The sequence below is a fragment of the Mycolicibacterium madagascariense genome (assembly GCF_010729665.1).
GTDB classification, from domain to species: Bacteria; Actinomycetota; Actinomycetes; order Mycobacteriales; family Mycobacteriaceae; genus Mycobacterium; species Mycobacterium madagascariense.
Genome location: NZ_AP022610.1, coordinates 3,764,199 through 3,784,665 on the forward strand (window position 1 = coordinate 3,764,199; position 20,467 = coordinate 3,784,665).

The 20,467-nt window shown below is 67.8% G+C and carries 18 protein-coding genes; 13 read left to right on the forward strand and 5 right to left on the reverse strand.

Annotated features, from left to right (window positions below):
- The first annotated feature begins 90 nt into the window (after positions 1–90).
- Together G6N60_RS17750 and G6N60_RS17755 are read left to right on the forward strand one after the other, a co-directional pair.
- Positions 91–495, forward strand: coding sequence for an MmpS family transport accessory protein (locus tag G6N60_RS17750; protein WP_163744154.1), 405 nt, complete (start codon positions 91–93; stop codon positions 493–495).
- Positions 492–3,392 (forward strand): MMPL/RND family transporter, encoded by a 2,901-nt coding sequence (locus G6N60_RS17755; RefSeq protein ID WP_163739716.1) that lies wholly within the window; start codon positions 492–494, stop codon positions 3,390–3,392. Before G6N60_RS17750 ends, G6N60_RS17755 begins: the two co-directional genes overlap by 4 nt.
- 9 nt (positions 3,393–3,401) lie before the next feature.
- Here the strand turns inward: G6N60_RS17755 and G6N60_RS17760 are convergent, their stop codons facing one another.
- The 3 genes from G6N60_RS17760 to G6N60_RS17770 all read right to left on the reverse strand — a co-directional run bounded on the left by G6N60_RS17760 (position 3,402) and on the right by G6N60_RS17770 (position 5,966).
- The gene (locus G6N60_RS17760; RefSeq protein ID WP_246240815.1) at positions 3,402–3,911 is read right to left on the reverse strand and encodes a hypothetical protein; all 510 of its coding nucleotides are present in this window, start codon (positions 3,909–3,911) and stop codon (positions 3,402–3,404) included.
- Positions 3,912–3,993: 82 nt separating this feature from the next.
- On the reverse strand, positions 3,994–4,842 hold the full coding sequence (locus G6N60_RS17765; protein WP_170312568.1) for an NAD(P)-dependent oxidoreductase: 849 nt from the start codon (positions 4,840–4,842) through the stop codon (positions 3,994–3,996).
- Between the two features lie 47 nt (positions 4,843–4,889).
- A complete protein-coding gene (locus G6N60_RS17770) occupies positions 4,890–5,966 on the reverse strand; it encodes a tartrate dehydrogenase (protein WP_163739718.1) in 1,077 nt (358 codons plus the stop codon).
- Between the two features lie 167 nt (positions 5,967–6,133).
- On the opposite strand from G6N60_RS17770, the gene G6N60_RS17775 reads away from it, so the two are divergent.
- Genes G6N60_RS17775 through G6N60_RS17805 form a run of 7 tightly spaced genes read left to right on the forward strand, consistent with a single transcriptional unit; the run spans position 6,134 to position 13,987 of the window.
- Positions 6,134–6,775, forward strand: coding sequence for a type II toxin-antitoxin system RelB family anti-toxin (locus G6N60_RS17775; RefSeq protein WP_163739720.1), 642 nt, complete (start codon positions 6,134–6,136; stop codon positions 6,773–6,775).
- A gap of 4 nt (positions 6,776–6,779) precedes the next feature.
- On the forward strand, positions 6,780–8,429 hold the full coding sequence (locus tag G6N60_RS17780) for an amidohydrolase (protein WP_163739722.1): 1,650 nt from the start codon (positions 6,780–6,782) through the stop codon (positions 8,427–8,429).
- Positions 8,426–9,577 carry an ABC transporter ATP-binding protein gene (locus G6N60_RS17785; protein ID WP_163739724.1) on the forward strand — a complete coding sequence of 384 codons (1,152 nt, stop codon included), beginning with the start codon at positions 8,426–8,428 and terminating at the stop codon, positions 9,575–9,577. The genes G6N60_RS17780 and G6N60_RS17785 overlap by 4 nt, the downstream gene beginning before the upstream one ends.
- Positions 9,578–9,619: 42 nt before the next feature.
- Positions 9,620–10,765: a polyamine ABC transporter substrate-binding protein gene (locus tag G6N60_RS17790; RefSeq protein ID WP_163739727.1), complete on the forward strand. Its 1,146-nt coding sequence runs from the start codon at positions 9,620–9,622 to the stop codon at positions 10,763–10,765.
- Positions 10,762–11,718: an ABC transporter permease gene (locus G6N60_RS17795; RefSeq protein WP_163739729.1), complete on the forward strand. Its 957-nt coding sequence runs from the start codon at positions 10,762–10,764 to the stop codon at positions 11,716–11,718. Before G6N60_RS17790 ends, G6N60_RS17795 begins: the two co-directional genes overlap by 4 nt.
- Positions 11,715–12,605: an ABC transporter permease gene (locus G6N60_RS17800; protein WP_246240817.1), complete on the forward strand. Its 891-nt coding sequence runs from the start codon at positions 11,715–11,717 to the stop codon at positions 12,603–12,605. Before G6N60_RS17795 ends, G6N60_RS17800 begins: the two co-directional genes overlap by 4 nt.
- Entirely contained in the window at positions 12,602–13,987 is a 1,386-nt protein-coding gene (locus tag G6N60_RS17805; RefSeq protein WP_197746950.1) for an NAD(P)/FAD-dependent oxidoreductase, read from the forward strand. The genes G6N60_RS17800 and G6N60_RS17805 overlap by 4 nt, the downstream gene beginning before the upstream one ends.
- 62 nt (positions 13,988–14,049) lie before the next feature.
- Here G6N60_RS17805 and G6N60_RS17810 read toward each other — a convergent pair whose 3' ends face one another.
- A complete protein-coding gene (locus tag G6N60_RS17810) occupies positions 14,050–14,820 on the reverse strand; it encodes a meso-2,3-butanediol dehydrogenase (protein ID WP_197746951.1) in 771 nt (256 codons plus the stop codon).
- Positions 14,821–15,351: 531 nt separating this feature from the next.
- On the opposite strand from G6N60_RS17810, the gene G6N60_RS17815 reads away from it, so the two are divergent.
- Positions 15,352–15,717 (forward strand): (2Fe-2S) ferredoxin domain-containing protein, encoded by a 366-nt coding sequence (locus tag G6N60_RS17815; protein ID WP_163739732.1) that lies wholly within the window; start codon positions 15,352–15,354, stop codon positions 15,715–15,717.
- A 252-nt stretch (positions 15,718–15,969) separates the two neighbouring features.
- Here G6N60_RS17815 and G6N60_RS17820 read toward each other — a convergent pair whose 3' ends face one another.
- Positions 15,970–16,653, reverse strand: coding sequence for an HxlR-like winged helix-turn-helix transcriptional regulator (locus G6N60_RS17820; RefSeq protein WP_163739734.1), 684 nt, complete (start codon positions 16,651–16,653; stop codon positions 15,970–15,972).
- Positions 16,654–16,732: 79 nt separating this feature from the next.
- On the opposite strand from G6N60_RS17820, the gene G6N60_RS17825 reads away from it, so the two are divergent.
- The 3 genes from G6N60_RS17825 to G6N60_RS17835 all read left to right on the forward strand — a co-directional run bounded on the left by G6N60_RS17825 (position 16,733) and on the right by G6N60_RS17835 (position 20,338).
- Positions 16,733–18,364: an MFS transporter gene (locus G6N60_RS17825; protein WP_163739736.1), complete on the forward strand. Its 1,632-nt coding sequence runs from the start codon at positions 16,733–16,735 to the stop codon at positions 18,362–18,364.
- A gap of 96 nt (positions 18,365–18,460) precedes the next feature.
- Positions 18,461–19,384 (forward strand): SDR family NAD(P)-dependent oxidoreductase, encoded by a 924-nt coding sequence (locus G6N60_RS17830; protein ID WP_163739738.1) that lies wholly within the window; start codon positions 18,461–18,463, stop codon positions 19,382–19,384.
- 18 nt (positions 19,385–19,402) lie between these two features.
- Positions 19,403–20,338, forward strand: a complete 936-nt coding sequence (locus tag G6N60_RS17835) for an NmrA family NAD(P)-binding protein (protein WP_163739740.1) — start codon at positions 19,403–19,405, stop codon at positions 20,336–20,338.
- The last annotated feature ends 129 nt before the right edge of the window (positions 20,339–20,467 follow it).

A 20,467-nucleotide genomic window follows, 5' to 3' on the forward strand; every position in this document is an offset into this window, starting at 1 on the left:
TCCGCCCTGCTGCGTGGCGGCCATTGTCGGCGCTCGTCGGAAGGGTCTCGGTTGCCGCGTTCGATATGGGGAGGGCTGGCCCGGCGCTGGATGATCGTGGTGGCGATCGTGGTCGTCGCCGTCGCGGGCTTCGCCGTGTACCGCCTCAACGGCATCTTCGGGTCGAAGGACGTGACGTCCACGCCCAGCGGCGGCGCGAACGAGATCGTGCCGTTCAATCCGAAGCACGTGGTGCTGCAGGTGTTCGGTCCCCCGGGCACCGTCGCGACCATCACCTATCTCGACGTCAACGCCCAACCGCAGCGCGTCGACGCGGCCACCCTGCCGTGGGCCTACGACACGACCACCACCCAGCCCGCGGTGTTCGTCAACGTCGCCGCGCAGGGTGACAGCGATTCGATCGGCTGCCGCATCGAGATCGACGGCGTCGTGAAGGACGAGAAGACGGTCAACACGCTCAACGCCTACACCTCGTGCCTGGACAAGTCCGGATGAGCACCGCACAGTCCGAACGGCCCACCATCGCCGACCGCGTGTCACCGCGGCTGCGTCGCTACTCGGTGCTCATCGCACTGTTCTGGTTGAGTCTGGCGGTCCTCACCAACGTCTTCGTGCCGCAGCTCGAGACGGTGGCCGAGCAGCACAACGTGTCCCTCAGTCCCCAGGACGCGCCGTCGCTGCAGGCCAGCAAGCGGATCGGAAAGGTCTTCCAGGAGTACGACTCCGACAGCGCGGCGATGATCGTCCTGGAGGGCCAGCAGCCGCTCGGCGCCGACGCCCACCACTACTACGACGACCTGGTGAACCGGCTCGCCAAGGACACCAAGCACGTCGAGCACATCCAGAACTTCTGGGGTGACCCGCTGACGGCGGCGGGGTCCCAGAGCGCCGACGGCAAGGCGGCGCTGCTGCAGGTGAACCTCGCCGGCAACCAGGGCGAGTCGCTGTCCAACGAGTCGGTCGACTCGATCCGCAACATCGTCAACCACACCACGCCGCCACCGGGGGTGAAGGTCTACGTCACCGGCGCCGCACCACTGGTCACCGACCAGTTCGAGGTCGGCAGGCAGGGCACCCTCAAGACCACCCTGATCACCCTCGGCGTCATCGCCATCATGCTGTTCTCGCTGTACCGACGGCTCACCACGGTGTTCCTGGTGATCTTCACCGTGATGATCGAGCTGACTGCGTCCCGAGGCGTGGTCGCCGTCCTGGCGAACGCCGGGGTCATCCAGTTGTCGACGTATTCGACGAACCTGCTGACGCTGCTGGTCATCGCCGCGGGCACCGACTATGCGATCTTCATCCTCGGCCGCTTCCACGAGGCGCGCCAGACCGGGCAGGACCGGGTCAGCGCCTTCGAGACGATGTACCGCGGCACCGCGCACATCATCCTCGGCTCGGGTCTGACGATCGCCGGCGCGGTGATGTGCCTGACGTTCACCCGGCTGCCCTACTTCAACAGCCTGGGCGTCCCGGCCGGCATCGGCGTCCTCGTCGCCGTCGTCGCGGCGTTGAGCCTCGCCCCGGCGCTGCTGAGCATCGGCCGCCACTTCGGTCTGTTCGAACCCGCCAGGCCCATGAAGACCAGGGGCTGGCGGCGCATCGGCACGGCCATCGTGCGGTGGCCCGCGCCGATCCTCATCACCACGGTCGGGATCGCCCTCGTCGGTCTACTGGCCCTGCCCGGCTACACGACGAGCTACGACGCGCGGCCCTACATGCCCGCGACGGCGCCCGCCAACGTCGGCTACGCGGCGGCCGAGCGCCACTTCTCCGAGGCCCGGCTCAACCCCGAGATCATGATGGTCGAGGCCGACCACGATCTGCGCAATCCGACGGACATGATCCTGCTGGAACGCGTCGCCAAGGCCGTGTTCCACACCGACGGCATCGCCCAGGTGCAGTCGATCACGCGGCCGCTGGGTACCCCGCTGGACCACACGTCGATCCCGTTCCAGATCAGTGCGGGCAATGCGGCGCAGATCCAGAACCTGCCGTTCCAGCAGGCCCGCGCCGCGGATCTGCTCAAGCAGGTCGCCGTGATCGACAACGGCATCGACGTGCTGCGGCAACAGTATTCACTGCAGCAGCAGTCGGGCGCCATCACCGACGAGCAGGCCAAGGCGTTCCAGCAGACCGTCGCGACCGCCCAGGATCTGCGCGACAAGATCGCCAACTTCGACGACTTCTTCCGGCCGCTGCGGGCCTACTTCTATTGGGAGCCGCACTGTTTCGACATCCCGGTCTGCGCGGCGCTGCGGTCGGTCTTCGACTCCCTCGACGGCATCGACGCGCTCACCGACCAACTGGGTGACGTCGCGGGCAGCATCGCGAAACTCGATGCGCTGCAACCGAAGCTGCTCGCACTGCTCCCCCCACAGCTGGCGAGCCAGCAGACCAACCGCGACCTGACGCTGACCAACTACGCCACCACCAACGGCATCGACCAGCAGAGCCAGGCGGCGCTGAACAACTCCACCGCCCTCGGCCAGGCCTACGACGCGTCCAAGACCGACGACTCCTTCTACCTGCCGCCGGAGGCCTTCACCAACCCCGAGTTCCTGCGTGGGCTCAAGCTGTTCCTGTCCCCCGACGGCACCGCGGCCCAGATGATCATCACCCACGACGGCGATCCCGCGACGCCCGAGGGCATTTCGCACATCGACGCCATCCGGCACGCGGCGCAGGAGGCCGTCAAGGGCACGCCGCTGGCCGGGTCCAAGATCTATCTCGCCGGAACGGCCGCGACCTACAAGGACATTCAGGACGGCGCGACCTATGACCTGCTGATCGCGGGCATCGCCGCGCTGAGCCTCATCCTGCTGGTCATGATGTTCATCACCAGGAGCATCGTCGCCGCGATCGTGATCGTCGGCACCGTGGCGCTGTCGCTGGGCGCGTCATTCGGGCTATCGGTGCTCATCTGGCAGGACATCTTCGGCATCCAGCTGTACTGGATCGTATTGGCGCTGGCCGTGATTCTGTTGTTGGCGGTGGGTTCGGACTACAACCTGCTGCTGATATCGCGCTTCCAGGAGGAGATCGACGCCGGCCTGAAGACGGGCATCATCCGGGCGATGGCCGGTTCGGGCAAGGTGGTCACCGCCGCGGGCCTGGTGTTCGCCGCCACCATGGCCTCGTTCATCTTCGCCGACCTGCGGATCCTGGGTCAGATCGGCACGACGATCGCGCTGGGATTGCTGTTCGACACCTTGATCGTGCGGTCGTTCATGACGCCGTCGATCGCGGCCCTGCTCGGTCGCTGGTTCTGGTGGCCGCTGCGGGTGCGCACCCATCCCGTCAGCCCACTGCATCGCCGGCCGGTCGAATCACCCGCCGCCGCAGGCCAATTGGCACTCTGGGACGACGGACCGCGCCACCGCGCGTAACGCGATCGGTCAGACGCGACCGGCGACGGCGATCTCGTCGGTGGTCTCGGAGTCGGTCGTGTCGGACTCGGTCGTGTCGGAGTCGATGACGGGAATCGTCTTGAGCGGCTTGCGCATCCTGGCCACCCGGCGCAGCTGAGCGGCGATGTTCATCGACGTCAGCATGGGAATGCCGCCGATGAACGTGCGAAACGACGGATGCCCACCGTCGAGGGAGAGCATGAAGAGGCAGCCGACGACGTAGAAGAACCCGATGCTGAACAGCGCCCCGGGAATGGCCAGGGCGAGTGGCGAGCGGGCATCGTTGACCAATTCGGTCGCATAGTCGAATTCGTCCCGCGTGAGTGGTTCGCGCTTGCGGATCTTGGCCAGGACCGCCTTGTGCGCGCCGACCACGTCGCCGAGGGGATGGGACTGCCGCCTCTCCATCCGGCGGATGTAGGCGAAGACGCAGGTGGCGAAGAACGCCTCCATGACCCCCGCGAGAATGGTCAACCCACCCCAGAGTCCGAGAACCATGCCTGACTCCTCCGCTTGCCGCCGAACCGTCGGGTAAAGATGTTACCCGAACTAAGCAATCGACGGCCGACCGTCGCCGGAGCTAGTACCCGAAGTACACCGCGGCCATGTCCTCGTCGCCGTGACCGGCCGCGCTCGCCGCGTCGAAGGCGGCGCGGACGCCGTCGACCAGTACGGTCGACAGCCCCGAGGCCGCGATCGCATCCCTGATCAGACCCGTGTCCTTGCGCACCCCGTCGACGCTGAACTGCGGCTCGAACGACGACTCGATGATCGCCTTGCCCTTGGCCTGCAGGTAGGGCGAGCCCGCGGCGGCACCATCGAACGCGTCGAGGATGAGCTGCTGGTCCACGTCGAGGCCCTTCGCGAGGGCGAAGGACTGGCCGATCGCTGCGGCGAGGGCACCGATCCACGCGTTGCAGACCAGTTTCAGCTTGGACCCGAGACCGAGCTCGGCCCCCACCCAGATCGTCTTGGACCCCATGGCGTCGAAGGCCGGCTGCACCCGTTCGCGCAGCGCGGGGTCACCGGAGGCCAACATCACGAGCTTGCCCTGCTCCGCGGGAGCCTTGGTGCCGAGCACCGGGCAGTCCAGGAAGGCGACGCCGTGCTCGGCGGCGATCGACGCCGTCTGCGCGGCGCCGTCGAGACCGACGGTGGCGCACTGGACGAAGACCGCGCCGTCGCCCATGGCGGGCAGCACCTTGGTCATCACGTCGACGGTGGCCGCGGCGTCGAACAGCATCGCCACGACGACGTCCGCGTCGGCGACCGCCGCGACCGGGTCCAGCGCGACCGTGGCCCCGTCGTCGGCCAGCGGCTCCGACCGTTTCGCCGTGCGGTTCCAGACCGTCACGTCGAACCCCTCGCGCAGTAGGGACTGCGCCATGCCCGCGCCCATGGCGCCCGTACCCAGAACCGTCACTCGCATGACGGCCATTGTGCCCTCGGAGGTGGTGGACGCGCCCTGAACGTCCGTCACGGCGCGGTCAGCGCCTCGGCCACCGCCTGGCCGAGTTCGGCCGTCGTCGCGGTTCCCCCGATGTCCGGGGTCAGGGTCTCCCCGCGCGCCAGCACGGACTCGATGGCGCCCAGTACGGCCGCGGCGGCCTGCGCCTCCCCGAGGTGCTCGAGCATCATCGACGCGCACCAGATTTGGCCGATCGGGTTGGCGACGCCGCGGCCGGCGATGTCGGGCGCCGAACCGTGCACGGGTTCGAAGAGGCTGGGAAAGCTGCGCTTGGGATTGATGTTGCCGCTGGGCGCGATGCCGATCGTGCCGGTACAGGCGGGTCCGAGGTCGGAGAGGATGTCGCCGAACAGATTGGAGGCGACGACGACGTCGAACCAGTCGGGGTGCATGACGAAGTTCGCCGTGAGGATGTCGATGTGGAACTTGTCGACGTCGACCTCGGGGTAGTTGGCGGCCATCGCCTGCACGCGCTCGTCCCAGTAGGGCATGGAGATGGAGATGCCATTGCTCTTCGTGGCCGAGGTGAGGTGCCGTCGGGGTCGGCTCTGCGCAAGGTCGAACGCGTACTTCAGGATTCGGTCGACGCCGACGCGCGTCATGACCGTCTGCTGCATGACGATCTCTCGATCGGTGCCCTCGAACATCGTGCCGCCGACGCTGGAGTACTCCCCTTCGGTATTCTCCCGCACGACGTAGAAGTCGACGTCGCCGGGTTCGCGGCCGGCGAGGGGACTGCGCACCCCCGGCATCAACCGGACCGGCCGGAGGTTCACGTATTGGTCGAACGCGCGCCGGAACTGCAGCAGACTGCCCCATAGCGAGACGTGATCGGGCACCACCTCGGGCCACCCCACGGCGCCGAAGAAGATCGCGTCGAAACGGCGAAGCTCGTCGAACCAGTTGTCGGGCAACATCTTTCCGTGCCTGGAATAGTAGTCGGCGCTGGAGTGATCGAAGTGCTCGACGTCGAACCGCACGTCGAAGGCGGCTCCAGCGGCCTCCAGGACGCGCAGCCCCTCCGGGACGACCTCGGTGCCGATGCCGTCGCCGGGGATGACGGCGATGCGGTGAGTGGTGGTCACGTGCCCATTCTGCGCGCCGTCGTGCGGGGCGCGGCGTTGCGTTCGTGTAAAGCCCTGCCCTTTTTTCGCGCTTCCTGGTGCGAGCGCCCGCGGATGGCCTTACGGTCGTCGGTAAGCGATCCGCTAAGTACGTCTTAACGGAAAGGAGCCGAGTGTTTACTGATCCGGTGACGACACTCCCCGCGGCCGACAGTGCCGCCCGCACGACGCTCGGCAACCGGCTGCGGCACGCCCGTGAGCGAGCCCGCATGTCCACCCGGGAACTGGCGACCCGGGCCGGGGTGAGTGCGGGGTTCATCAGCCAGCTGGAGAACGGCAAGTGCGGGGTCTCCGTCAGCGTGTTGAAGCGCATCGCGGCCGCGGTGGGCGTCTCGGTCGCCGACCTGCTCTCCGACGAGGCTCCGGTCGCGCGACCGGTGCTGCGGGCGCACGAGCGGCCCGTCTTCTCCAGCGACGGCGGACTTCGCAAACTGCTGCTCTCGCGCCCCCCGATCCGCCAACTCGAAGTCTACGAAGGCACTTTCGAGGTGGGCGGCTCGACGGGTCCCGAACCGTACGCCCACGACGACGCGCAGGAACTCTTCTACGTATTGACCGGCCACATGGAGATCTCGATCGCGTCGGAGACCCACGTGCTGGGTCCCCGAGACAGCGTCGAGTACCTCTCGACGGTGCCGCACCGGGCGGTCAACGTCGGTGCCACCGTGGCTCAAGCCATTTGGATCACCTCCCACTTCACCCCACCGGTCGACGTCAACCCGCTGACGTCGTCGGCGCAACACATGCCCATGCCACCGATCGAGGAATGACACCATGATCCCTTCCCGACTGCTGATCACCAACGGTCACGTCTTCACCCCCGCGGGCATCGTCGAGGAGCCGCTGCTCGTCGAGGACGGCGTCATCACCGCGATCGGCGCAGCCGCGCTGGACGTCTCCGGCGCCGTCGAGATCGACGCGGCCGGCGGACTTGTCTCCCCCGGCTTCCAGGACTGTCACATCCACCCGTACCACGCCGGCCTCGACATGATCGCCTGCGACCTGACCCCATACGACACCGCCGACGCCTACCTCGCCCGCATCGCCGAGTACGCGGCCGACAATCCCGAGCTGCCGTGGATCAGTGGTGGCGGCTGGTCGATGGACGCCTTTCCCGGCGGATTGCCCAGTGCCGCAGCGCTCGACGCCGTGGTCCCCGACCGTCCGGCGTTCTTCCCGAACCGCGACGGTCACGGCGCCTGGGTGAACTCCATGGCCCTGGAGATCGGCGGCATCGACGATTCCACGCCGGACCCGTTCGACGGCCGGATCGAACGCGACGCCGACGGCCACGCGATCGGCACGCTGCAGGAGGGCGCCATGGGCCTGGTCGCCCGGCACATTCCCCTGCCGACCCAGGACGACTTGGACGAAGCACTCGAGATCGCTCAGCGCCAACTGTTCCAGTGGGGCGTCACCGCCTGGCAGGACGCGATCGTCGGCGCCACCAACGACACTCCCGACACCTTGGACTCCTATCTGCGGGCCACGGCGTCGGGGGTGTTGAAGGCGCGGGTGGTGGGTGCGCTCTGGTGGGACCGCAACCGGGGCCTGGAACAGATTCCCGAGCTCGTCGCCAAGCGCGAGCGCGCCGTGGCGGCCGGCTTCGCGGCCACCACCGTGAAGATCATGCAGGACGGTGTCGCCGAGAACTTCACGGCCGGAATGCTCGAGCCCTACCTCGACTCGTGCGGTTGCCCCGGTGAGAACACCGGCAAGAGCTTCGTCGACCCGACCACCCTGATCGAGATCGCCACCCAGCTCGACGCACTGGGCTTCCAGTTGCACTTCCACGCCCTCGGCGACCGCGCGGTGCGGGAGTCGTTGGATGCCATCGAAGCCGCCCGCAAGGCGAACGGAGACAAGGATCTTCGGCACACGCTGGCGCACATCCAGGTGGTGCACCCCGACGACGTGCCCCGGTTCGCCGAACTCGGCGTGGTCGCCAACATGCAGCCGCTGTGGGCGCGGCACGAACCCCAGATGGACGTCCTCACGATCCCGTTCCTCGGCGCCCGCAGGGCCGCCTGGCAGTACCCCTTCGGGTCACTGCAGCGGGCCGGAGCACCGCTGGCCTCGGGCAGCGACTGGCCGGTCAGCACCGCCAATCCGTTGCACATCATCCACACCGCGGTCAACCGGTCGCCGGTGGGCGCGACGGGGTCGGCGACGCTGCCGTTCCTCGGCGAGCAGGCGCTGTCACTGGCCGACGCGTTGATCGCCCACAGCCTGGGTACCGCCTACCTCAACCACGACGAGCAGCGTTCCGGCACGATCGACGTCGGCAAGGCGGGCGACATCGTCATCCTCGACCGGGACATCTTCGCCGCCCCCGTCGCCGAGATCGGTTCGGCCACGGTCATTTACACGATCATCGGCGGCGAGGTCGTCTACGACGCAACCACCGCGCTGGTATCGGCGTGAGCACCGTCGACGTGGCCACCCGAACTACCGCCGCGCCGAGCGCCGTGGCCGGATCGGTTCGACTGCGCTCCCTGACGAAGGCCTACGGGTCGGCCGTCGCCGTGGACGACCTCAGCCTCGACGTGCAACCCGGTGAGTTCCTGAGCCTGCTGGGGCCCAGCGGGTGCGGCAAGACCACGACGCTGCGGATGATCGGCGGGTTCGAATTCCCCGACGATGGCTCCATTCAGATCTCCGGCCACAACGTCGAGAACCTGCCGCCGCACAAACGACCGGTCAACACCGTCTTTCAGGCCTATGCACTGTTCCCGCACATGAAGGTCGCCGACAACGTCGCCTACGGTCTGCGCCGTTCGGGGGTGCCGAAGTCGGACATGGCCGACCGGGTGAGCCGGGCGCTGGACATGGTGCGGATGACCGCGTTCGCCTCCAGGAAGCCGGCCCAACTCTCCGGCGGGCAGCAGCAACGCGTCGCTCTGGCACGGGCTTTGGTGAACCGGCCGGCGGTGCTGCTGCTGGACGAACCGATGAGCGCACTGGACCGCAAGCTGCGGGAGGAGATGCAGGTCGAACTCAAACTCCTGCAACACGAACTCGGCACGACGTTCATCTTCGTCACCCACGACCAGGAGGAGGCGCTGTCGATGAGCGACCGGGTCGCGGTCATGAAGGACGGCCGCATCGAGCAGATCGGCACGGCCTCTAGTGTCTACGACTCTCCGGAGTCGGCCTTCGTCGCGGGCTTCATCGGCCGGCAGAACTCCTTCGCGGGCACGATCTCGTCCTTCGGCAGTGACGGCGTGACGGTGCGCACCGGCGGTCTGTCGCTGTACTCGTCGCGGCCGACGAAGGGCGGGGTGCCCGCCAGCAGCGGCGGAAAGGTCAGTGCCGCAATCAGACCCGAGTCGGTCGTGGTCACCGCCGCCGGACCCGACGTGCCGTCCGCGGCGTCGGACGCGGTCAACTGCGTCACCGGAACGCTGCTGGGGGTCTCCGAACTCGGCCACAGTCTGCAACTGGTCGTCCACACCCCCGACGACGCGCAGGTCCTTGCGCGGCTCCCCCGTGCCGCCAACCCGCCCACCGAGCTCGGATCTCCCGTGCTCTGCTCCTGGACGGCCGACGCCGTCCGGATCTTCACGTCCTAGACGCTCGAACCCGTTGCACGCCAACCCAACCGGAGGTCCCCCATGGATCAGCCAGATCACGTCCGCGCCCTCGTACCCGCGGCGCTGAAGACGTCACTGTCCCGTCGCGCGTTCCTCGGCGGCACCGCAGCACTCGGGGCCGGCGCGCTGCTCGCCGCGTGCTCCAGTTCGTCCGGAGGTGGCGGCAAGGGGTCCGCGGGTCTCAACATCTACACGTGGGGCGAGTACGACGACCCCGCGGTGCTGACCGACTTCACCGCCGCGAAGGGCCCGAAGCTCACCGTGGACTCCTACGGCTCCAACCCCGAGATGATCGCCAAACTCAGTGCGGCCAAGGGCACGACGGGCTACGACATCTGCGTCCCCACCCACTCCTACGTGAAGCAGATGGCGTCGAGCGGGCTGCTCGCCGAACTCGATCACACCAAGCTGCCCAACATGAAGAACCTGAGCCCCAAGGTCGTCGATACGACGTTCGACCCCGGCAACAAGTACAGCGTCTGCAAGGACTGGGGCTCCACCGGTTATGTGTACGACACCACGGTCATCAAGCGGGAGTTGACGTCCTGGGCCGACTTCCTCGACGCCGCCCAGAAAGAGGCGTCCGGGAGCATGTCACTGCTGGAGGACCAGGGCGAGGTGTCGTTCACCTACTTCTACGCCAACGGAATCCCGGAGAACACCACCGATCCCGCGCACATCGCGGCCTACCGCTCGTTCATCATCGACAAGATCGCGCCGCACGTGCAGGCCTTCGAGTCGTCGACCAACGCCTCGATCTCCTCCTCGGCCCGCACCCTGATCCACTGCTGGAACGGTGACGCCCGCCTCGGCATCCTCGCCAACAGCGATCCGAACCGCTACAAGTGGGTGTGGCCCTCCGAGGGTGCGAACCTCTGGCAGGACAACTGGGCCATCCTCAAGGGCGCGCCCCACGAGGACGCCGCCTACGACTTCATCAACTACGTCCTGGATCCCACTGTGTCGCTCAAGGAGCTGACCTACATCGGGTACAACACCGGCATCGTGGGCATCGAGGAGGCGGCCACCAAGGCCGGCATCAAGCGTCCCGATCTGGTCTTCATCAACGACGCCATCATGTCCAAGCTGACCTACAGCGAGATGACGTCGGCCGAGGGCACCATCATCGGGATCTACGACGAACTCAAGGCCGCGGCGGGCAAGTGACCACGCTGCACGATCGCACCGCGGCGCCCGCGGCAATCGACGGACCCGTGCCGGGTCGACGGCTCCGACTGCCCAAAGGGCTTGGTGCACTGCCGATCAGCGCGTGGCTGCTGCTGTTCTTCGTCCTGCCGTTCGGTCTCGTGGTGTGGTACAGCTTCGGCTACAAGCCGGGTCTCTACGGCACCCACGCCAACGACGTCCTGTCCCTGGACCGCTACGGCCAGGCAGCGTCCCCGGCCTTCCTCGCGATCTTCGTCCGGACACTCAAGATCGCCGTCACGGGAACGGTGCTCTGCCTGGTGATCGCCTTTCCGATGGCGTACTGGATGGCGGTCAAGCTCAGCTCGACGTGGCGGGGCGTCTTGCTGGCGCTGGTGCTGATCCCCTACTGGACCAACTTCCTGGTGCGCACCATCGGCTGGCAGATCTCGCTCAGCCCAGAGGGTTTCGTGTCCAAGACCTTGCAGTGGGTCCATCTGACCGACGGTCCGCTGCGCGTGCTCTACACCTCGGCCGCGGTCCAGCTCGGCGTGGTGTACAACTATCTGCCGCTGATGATCCTTCCGCTCTACGTCGCGCTGGAGCGCCTCGACCCGCGGCTGCTCGAGGCCAGTCGCGACCTCGGTGGCACCGCGTGGAGCACGCTGTGCCACGTCACGATTCCCTTGGCGCGGCCCGGAATCACGGCCGGGATGATGCTCGTGTTCGTCCCGCTGATGGGCGACTACATCACGCCGACGGTGCTCGGCGGGGCCAGTGGCAGCATGGTCGGCCAGATGGTGGCCGCCCAATTCCAAAGCGCCCAGAACTGGGCGCTGGGGTCGGCGATGGCCGTCCTGCTCATGCTGGCGATCTTCGGTACCACCGCGGTCGTCGGCGCTGCGCTCAAGGTCGTCGGGCTCGTCACGGCCGCTGCGACATCACTCGTACTGCCGTCGAGGGAGACCACGTGATCACCACCGTGAACGATTCGAAAACCGTTCGCCGACATCGGATTCGGCCCGCAGACGCGGCGCTGCACGGGTGGGGCATCCTGGGGTTGCTATTCCTCTTCTTCCCCATCGTCGTCATCGTCGTCTTCTCCTTCAACGACGGGCGCACCCTGCAGACGTTCGACGGGTTCGGCATGGACGCCTACCTCTCGGCACTGTCGAATCCAGCCATCACCAACGCCATCACCGTCTCCCTGGTCACCGCCGCGGGCACGGCCGTGGTCGCGACCCTGCTCGGCACCTTCGCCGGCGTCGCCCTCACCCGCCGTCCCGGCCGGTGGGCTCCGGCACTGCTCGTGCTTCTGGGGCTGGTGCTGGTGACCCCCGAGATCGTCACCGCCATCTCACTGCTCCCCTGGTTCGTGACCCTCGGCGTCGATGGGGGCCTGCCCGCCTTCAACATCGGTCAGGTGCGCCTCGTCATCGCGAACTCCCTGTTCGCCAGTGCCGTGGTCACGTTCATCGTGCGGGCGCGGATGACCGGGATGAACGAGGTCCTCGAGGAGGCCGCAGGCGACCTCTACGCCACCCCGGTTCGACGGTTCATCGACATCACGCTGCCGCTGATCCGCCCGGCCGTCCTCTCCGGCGCCCTGCTGGCCTTCACCCTCAGCCTCGACAACACCGTGGTGTCGTCGTTCGTCTCGGTCGCCGGTTCCACGCCCTGGCCGGTGTACGTCTTCGCCTCGCTCAAGGCGTCGTTGCGTCCGGACGTCGCGGCGATGTCCACGATGATGCTGGTGCTCACGCTCATCGTCCTCGGCATTGCCGCCCTGATCCTGCGGCGGGATCCGACGGGCTCGGGCAGTGGCGCCGCAGGCCTCACGGGTGCGATGGTGGGTCGATGAGCGTCACGTTGACCAACGGCAAGGTGTCGTTCTGGTGGAACAGCATTGGGCTCCCACCGCCGCGGCCGGCCCTCCCCGGGTCCCTGCACGCCGACGTCTGCATCATCGGTGCGGGGTACACCGGGCTGTGGACGGCCTACTACCTCAAGAAGGCCGCGCCCGGGTTGCGCATCGTCGTCCTCGAGCAGCGCTTCGCGGGCTTCGGGGCGTCGGGGCGCAACGGCGGCTGGCTGACGAACGAAATCACCGGTGGCCGTGGGTCCTTCCTCAAGTCACATGGCCGTGACGCCGTCGCGCGTCAACAGACGGCGATGAACGAGACGGTCGACGAGGTCATCCGCGTCACCCGCGACGAGGGCATCGACTGCGACCTCGTGAAGGGCGGCGAGTTCACGGTCGCCACCAACGCCGCGCAGCAGACGCGCCTGCTGCACGCGGTGGAGGAAGCTCGATCCTGGCCGATGACCGACGTCGAACTCCTCAGCGCGTCCGAGGCGACGGCGCGGATCAACGTGCACGGGACGACGGGGGCCATGTGGCATCCGCATTGCGCGAGACTGCATCCGGCGAAGCTCGCCGCCGGCCTGGCGGGGGTCGTCGAGTCGATGGGCGTCCAGATCTTCGAACAGACCCGGGTCACCGAGATTCGACCGCATGCGGCGGTGACGGCCGCCGGCACCGTCTCGGCCGACACCGTCATTCGAGCGACCGAGGGATTCACGGCCCAGATCGACGGGCTGCGGCGGACGTGGTTGCCGATGAACTCCTCGTTGATCGTGACCGAGCCGTTGTCCGCCGAGGTGTGGGCCGACATCGGCTGGAACGGATACGACACGCTCGGCGATCAGGCCCACGCCTACATGTACGCCCAGCGCACCGCCGACGACCGCATCGCAATCGGTGGTCGTGGCGCACCGTACCGGTTCGGGTCGGGCACCGACGTGGACGGCGCCACCGATCCGAGAACCGTTGGGCTGCTTCGTGACATCCTGACGCGGTTCTTCCCGGCGACGGCCACGGCCGCGGTGGAGCACGTGTGGTCGGGCGTGCTGGGCGTGCCTCGGGACTGGTCGGCGACGGTGGGGCTCGACCCCTCCACCGGGCTCGGCTGGGCAGGTGGTTACGTCGGCACCGGCGTCACCTCGACCAACCTCGCCGGGCGCACGCTGCGCGACCTGGTGCTCCAGACGCCGTCGGAACTGACCGAGCTGCCGTGGGTCAACCACCGGGTACGCAAGTGGGAGCCAGAGCCGTTGCGCTACATCGCCGTTCAGGCCCTGTACAAGGCCTACTACGCCGCCGACCGGGCCGAGCTGCGCGGCAGGCCCACGACGTCACCGATTGCGACGGCCGCCGACCTCGTGTCCGGGCGGGGGCACTGACCGCTCGGGCGTCGTGATAGAGTGCGCCTACCGCAGCCAAAGATCAAGCGCCACAGCCACGTCTAGTGCGCCTGTCCGGTGCTGGCCGACGTGCCACCGTCCACTGCCAGCCATGCCCCGGTGATGTACCCCGCATCGGCGCTGGCGAGGAACAGGACCGCGGGTGCGATGTCCTCCGGCTGGCCCGGTCGCCCCAGCGCAATGCGATTGACCGCGGCGGCCAGCGCCGCCTCGTCGTCCTCGACCTCCTTGGTGAGGTCGGTGATCGTCAACGCCGGCGCCACCGCATTGAAGCGGACTCCGCGGGGTCCGTAGTCCAGCGCGAGTGACTGCACGAAGTTCATGATCGCGGCCTTGGTGGCGTTGTAGGCAGCCTGACCCCAGTCCCCTCGCATCCCGGACACCGAACCGACCACGACGACGTTGCCCCCGGACTTCTCCAACTCCCCCACCGAGTGGCGGATGACGTGCACGAAGCCGTCGATGTTGGTGCTGCGGATGGCCTCCCAATCGTCGAGGCTCATCGTGTCGAAGGACCCGTTGAAGTAGGCGGCGGCATTGTTGACCACGACGTCGAGGGACCCGAACCGCTCGACCACCGCGTCGACCATGGCCTTCGCCGACCCGTCGTCGGCGACGTCCGCCTCGACCGCCAGCGCGCGCTCCGCGGGATGCCCTTCCAGAACGGCATCGAGCTTCTCGCGGCGCCGTCCGCTGATCGCCACGTTGGCCCCGTTGTCCAGGAAGGCCTCGGCGATGGCACGGCCGATGCCCGAACCACCACCGGTGACCAGGACCGTCTTTCCAGCAAATGAGTAATCGTTGACCGTCACGTCACGCCTTTCGTCCGTCGATGACCCGCCGGGCGATGCCGACCAGATGGGCGGGGTGCCTCCAGACTGCCACCGGCGGGCTTCATCGGTCATACCCGGCCGCCGGTCCGGGAGGGCGGTGGTGGCAGGCGTTGGGCGAGGGCACCGGCGAGAACCATTCCTTCGGTCGCTACATCCGAGGCGCACGTGTGGGCAGTGATGTCCCGTATGGGCGTCAGTCCGGACCCTGGCCACCCGGGGGCGGCCTGCGGTCGCATTCTCCTGCGTTTCGTTGACCGATCTAAACTCTGTTCTGCACCAACGGTTTTGCGGACCTGGGCGCAGATTGGAGACCCCCTCGAATCCGATTGTGTCAGAGGAGAATTGGGTGTCGGGAGTCAATCCACCGAAGCAGACCGGTGCGCTGACTGGGGGACGTCGGTGACCGCTCGCATGCTCCCTGGCGGTCGCCGCGCCGGCGTGGTCGCGGGAGCACGCGTCATCGCAGTGCTGCGCGTGGCCTGACCATTGCCATCGTGGAGGATCGACACCATGGCTTTGGACAGAACCCGACCGACGGTCACCGTGTGCCGGGGATGCTGCTGCGGTACTGCCACGAAGCACCCCGACACCGACCACCAAGCTCAGCTCGCCATGCTGCACGAGCAGGTGCGCGACGTCGCCGATCTGCGGGTCACCGACTGCCTCGGGCCTTGCGAGCGGTCGAACGTCCTCGTGGTCACTCCGTCGCAGGGCGGACACCGCCAAGGTGGTCGGTCGACCTGGCTCGGCTATGTCTTCACCGAGGAGGCGGGATCGGCCATCGCCGACTGGCTGCGCGACGGTGGGCCCGGGTTGGCCGACTTTCCCCGGAGCCTTCGGCGGTATCGCTTCACGAGACTGCGAAAGCGTCGGTGACGTCCAGGTCAGACTCCCGTCCAGATACACCTGGAGTATCCGGGGCCATTACGTCTTCCTCGTGTCAGAACAGTGCGGCCATGTCCCCTGGCGGTGGGTGACCGTGATCCAGTGTTGCCGCCGAACGATGGTGAACCGCCGTCGGCGTTGGTCGACGTGACTTATGACAACGGGCAGAAGCCATCTCGGCCTTGACGTCGTCCTCACACGTCGTCGCAGGAGCCGGTACTCGCCACGCTAGGAGCATCTGCACTACGGGGCGTTTGCGCCGATGGCGTCGAGGACGTGGATCGCGTCGGTCAACGCGAACACCCGGCGCAGGTCGGCGACGTCGCCTTCCTCACCGCTGAAGGTGACGCGGTGCAGGGCGGCGGCCCGGGCGGCGTCGGTGTCACCGAGCCGCACGGCGCACAGATCGGCCGCGCTGGCGGTGACCGTCACCGCGGGCTCACCGCGCCCAGCAGCCAACCGCCCGCCGGTGATCGCGAATTCGAAACGGCGACCGTCGATGTCGACGCGGTAGCTCTTCTCCACCCCACCGGCGCGTGCGGAATCGAAGGCGAGCACGATCCCGGCGAGGAAGCCGTTGAGCGCCGAGACGGGGCCGTCGCCCAACGGGTCCAGCCGATCCAGGCCAAACCACGCCACGGATTGCAGGATGGGCAATACGCGCGCCCACCCCGCGTCGCTGAGGGTGTAGACAGTTCGCCCGATGGGGGCCGGCAAATCAGTCCGGTCGACCAACCCAACGTCCTCGAGCGCCTTCAGCCGCTCGGCGAGCAAATTGGTGGCAATACCCGGCAGCTCGGCGCGCAGGTCACTGTAGCGGCGAGCCCCGCCGACCAGTTCGCGCAGGATCAGCAGCGTCCACCGCTCACCCAGGACGTCGAGGGCGCGCGCGATTGGACAGTTCTGGTGGTAGTTGCGGGTCTGCACGCCCGCCATTCTACCGCGGAGGACAATTTTCAAACAGCAGTGGTTGATTTTCTTGTCTAGCCGCTTTAGTGTCGTGTCCATGACCTCTCGCCTCCGGCTCCCCGTGTTTCGTGACCATCCGATCGCCGCGTTGGCGGTGATCTGCTTCAGCGTGTTCGTGACCAGCGTGGACACCACGATCGTCAACGTCGCACTGCCCACGTTGGCGCGCGAACTGCACGCCGACACCGCGCAGTTGCAGTGGATCGTCGACGCCTACACGCTGGTGATGTCGGGTCTGCTGCTGTCGGCGGGCAGCCTCGGCGACCGCTACGGCCGGCGCGGCTTCCTCGTCGCCGGCCTGGCCTTGTTCGCCCTCACCTCCGGGGTGGCCTCGCAGATGGGTTCGGCCGACTCGCTGATCGTGGCGAGCGGCGCCATGGGCGTCGGCGCGGCGGTGATCTTTCCGACCACGCTGGGCCTGATCACCAACATCTTCACCGACCCCGTGCCGCGGGCGAAGGCGATCGGGCTGTGGGCGGCCATGGTCGGCGTGGGCGTTGCCGTCGGACCCATCAGTGGCGGGTGGTTGCTCGCGCACTTCTGGTGGGGCTCGGTGTTCATGGTCAACATTCCGATCGCCGCGTTGGCGATCATCGGCGCCCTGTCGTTCGTGCCCACCTCGCGTGACCCGTCGGCGCCACGCATCGATGTTCCGGGTCTGATCCTGTCGGCCGCCGGAATCACCGCGTTGGTCTACACCGTCATCGAGGCGCCGACGTGGGGGTGGACCAACATCCGAACCACCGTCGGTTTCGTCGTGGCCGCCGTCATCCTCACCGTGTTCGCATTCTGGGAGCGACGTACCCCCCACCCCATGCTCGACGTCACGGTGTTCGCCAACCGCCGGTTCTCCGGCGGCAGCCTGGCGATCACCTCGGGCTTCTTGACGTTGTTCGGCTTCATCTTCGTGATCACGCAGTACTTCCAATTCGTCAAGGAGTACACCGCCTTCGAGACCGGCGTGCGACTGCTTCCCGTGGCCGCCTCGATCGCCATCATGAGCATCCTGGGACCTCGACTGGTCGAGCGGGTCGGGTCGACGGTGATCGTGGCCGGCGGCCTGGTGATCTTCGCCGCCGGACTCGCATGGTCCTCCACGGTCACCGCCGCCACCAGCTACACCGACATCGCCCTACAGATGCTGCTGCTAGGCGGCGGTCTCGGCCTGACCACCGCACCCGCCACCGAGGCCATCATGGGCTCCCTGTCTCCAGACAAGGCCGGCGTCGGATCCGCGGTCAACGACACCACCCGCGAGTTCGGCGGAACCCTGGGCGTAGCGATCGTCGGCAGCATCTTCGCCTCCCTCTACAGCCACGCCATCTCCTCGGCCGACGCCTTGTCGGGCCTGCCCGGCGACCTGCGCGCTGCGATGGGCCGCTCCATGGCCGTAGCCCACGGCGTCATCACCCAGGTGCCCGCCGGACAAGCCGCCGCAGTCCGCGACGCGGTCAACGATGCCTTCCACGACGGACTGCACATCGGGACCCTCGTCTGCGCCGGTATCGCCCTGGGCGCCGCGATCATCGTCGCGTGGCTGCTACCAGCCCGCGAGGCCAGCGGGAACCCCCCGACGACACCCGAATCACGCTTGGCCACAGGCGAACTCGTCCCCGACGCCCCAACGGCCAACCCGGCGGCCAGCCGCACCGCCGTACCGAAGGCCTGAACGCCGACGCTCACCTCGCACGCTGGCGGCGCGGGACAGTCGTGCCCAGCCGCCCCCCACACACGACAACCCATCACACAGAACACGGAGCACGACATGACGAAGGCCTTCGACGACAAGGTCGTCCTGGTGACCGGCGCCTCCCGCGGGATCGGCAAGGCGACCGCGCTGGCATTTGCCAGCCAGGGCGCCAGCCTGGTGCTGGCGGCGCGCTCGGCACGACGACTCGACCAGGTGCGCAACGACATTCACGACCGTGGGGGGGAGGCCATCTCGGTGCCCACCGACATCACCTCGACCGAGGAGGTGGCCGCCCTGGTCGACGCTGCAATGACGCGCTACGGCCGCATCGACGTCCTGGTCAACAACGCCGGCATCGGCCACGTCGGCGCCGCCGACGACCCCCGGTTCGGGACCGACCTGCACGACACGCTGCAAGCCAGCCTCTTCGGAGCGATCCGGTTGACCCAGCAGGTGCTGCCGATCCTTCGGCGACAGCAGTCCGGGTCGATCGTCAACATGTCCTCGGTCATGGGGCGCAAGGCCTTTGCCCGATTCGGCGGATACGCCATCGTCATGCACGGCGTCTCGGCGTTCACCGACGCGCTGCGCCAAGAACTGGCCGGGACCAACATCGCGGTGTCGGTCATCCATCCCGCCCTCACCGCGACCGACCTGCTGCGCGAGGTCGACGAGACGCAGATGCCGCCCCCATTTCGCCACATGACGCCCCTGTCCGCCGAAGAGGTCGGCGAAGCAGTGGTGAAGGCAGTGCGTCGGGGCACCCCCAGGGTGATCCTGCCCCGACGGGCTGGACTGCTTCTCCTGGGCGAGGCCGTCTCCCCGCGCCTCGGCGACCTCATCGCCTCGGCCCTGACCCGACGACCGCTCGCACGCCTGATGGGGTTCAGCCGCGGCCGCACCTACCACCAGACCCTCGCCGCCCGCACCGACACCACCCCGCCTGACACCACACCGCGCCGCTCGGGGCACCAACTGCCGACCACCAGCACCCGTTGACCGAAGAGGAACGAACACATGACCACCGCACACCACCAGCCCACGACCACCCTCGTCATCGGAGCCACCGGCCGGCACGGCGGCACCGGAGGGCAGGTAGTCCACCGGCTGCTCCAGGCAGGCCAGACCGTGCGAGCGCTGGTGCGCTCCGATGACGACCGCGCCGCGAAGCTGAGGACGGCGGGCGTGCACACCGTGGTCGGGGACGTCCTGGACCGTCGAACGATCGTGCCGGTGATCGACGGCGTCGACGCGGTCTACCTCGCCTACCCGGCCGCACACGGGGTCCTCGACGCGCTGCTCAACATCGCCTCGCTGCTCACCGAGCGGGCTTCGTCTGCGCACGTGGTCATCATGTCCATGGGGGCAGCCGACCACGCCAGCCCCAGCGGCATAGCCCGCGGGCACGCACTGGCCGAGGAGACACTGCTCCATCTCGGAGTGAACGTCACCGCCGTGCGTGGCAGCGCGTTCTTCTACGAGAACCTCACCGCGTTGCACGCCCACCAGATCGCCACCACCGGTGTGCTCAGCAACCCCTTCGGCGACAGCCGCCCCGCCTGGGTCAGCGGCGTCGACATCGCCCACGTCTGCGCCCAGGTCCTCCTAAAACCACAGCGCTACGCGACGACACCGATCCTCCATCCCCCCGGCACCGAACGGCACTCCCAGCAGGACATCGCCCAGCTCATCGGCGACGAGGTGGGCCGCGACATCCGTTATGAGTACGTCCCCGCCGCACAGTGGCGCCGCGAACTCGAGGCATTCCTGCCTCCCGCGGTCGCCGAGCACCTCAGCGAGATGGCCCGCATGTGTGAGGACGGCACCACGCTGCTGCGACCCGACGTCGACCCCGACTATCTGCACGCCGCCAGCGGGCAACCTCCGCAGACGTTGCGCGACTTCATCCACGACCACCGCAGCGCATTCCAACCCGTTGGGACCCCGGCGTGAACCACCTCCACGACACACCGCGCCCGGCCGCGGACCCGCGCGCTCATCGTCACCGCGCGACACCGGTGCTGCCACGACTCCACGCACGAGGCCCGCAGGGCCACACCGGATACACGGATCGCGCGGATC

What these genes read in the sequence shown, in the direction of transcription:
- G6N60_RS17760 (WP_246240815.1), bottom strand. Translation starts at nt 3,911, where the DNA reads ATGGTTCTCGGACTCTGGGGTGGGTTGACCATTCTCGCGGGGGTCATG.
- G6N60_RS17780 (WP_163739722.1), top strand. Translation starts at nt 6,780, where the DNA reads ATGATCCCTTCCCGACTGCTGATCACCAACGGTCACGTCTTCACCCCC.
- G6N60_RS17815 (WP_163739732.1), top strand. Translation starts at nt 15,352, where the DNA reads ATGGCTTTGGACAGAACCCGACCGACGGTCACCGTGTGCCGGGGATGC.
- G6N60_RS17835 (WP_163739740.1), top strand. Translation starts at nt 19,403, where the DNA reads ATGACCACCGCACACCACCAGCCCACGACCACCCTCGTCATCGGAGCC.
- G6N60_RS17755 (WP_163739716.1), top strand. Translation starts at nt 492, where the DNA reads ATGAGCACCGCACAGTCCGAACGGCCCACCATCGCCGACCGCGTGTCA.
- G6N60_RS17825 (WP_163739736.1), top strand. Translation starts at nt 16,733, where the DNA reads ATGACCTCTCGCCTCCGGCTCCCCGTGTTTCGTGACCATCCGATCGCC.
- G6N60_RS17805 (WP_197746950.1), top strand. Translation starts at nt 12,602, where the DNA reads ATGAGCGTCACGTTGACCAACGGCAAGGTGTCGTTCTGGTGGAACAGC.
- G6N60_RS17765 (WP_170312568.1), bottom strand. Translation starts at nt 4,842, where the DNA reads ATGCGAGTGACGGTTCTGGGTACGGGCGCCATGGGCGCGGGCATGGCG.
- G6N60_RS17830 (WP_163739738.1), top strand. Translation starts at nt 18,461, where the DNA reads ATGACGAAGGCCTTCGACGACAAGGTCGTCCTGGTGACCGGCGCCTCC.
- G6N60_RS17750 (WP_163744154.1), top strand. Translation starts at nt 91, where the DNA reads ATGATCGTGGTGGCGATCGTGGTCGTCGCCGTCGCGGGCTTCGCCGTG.
- G6N60_RS17790 (WP_163739727.1), top strand. Translation starts at nt 9,620, where the DNA reads ATGGATCAGCCAGATCACGTCCGCGCCCTCGTACCCGCGGCGCTGAAG.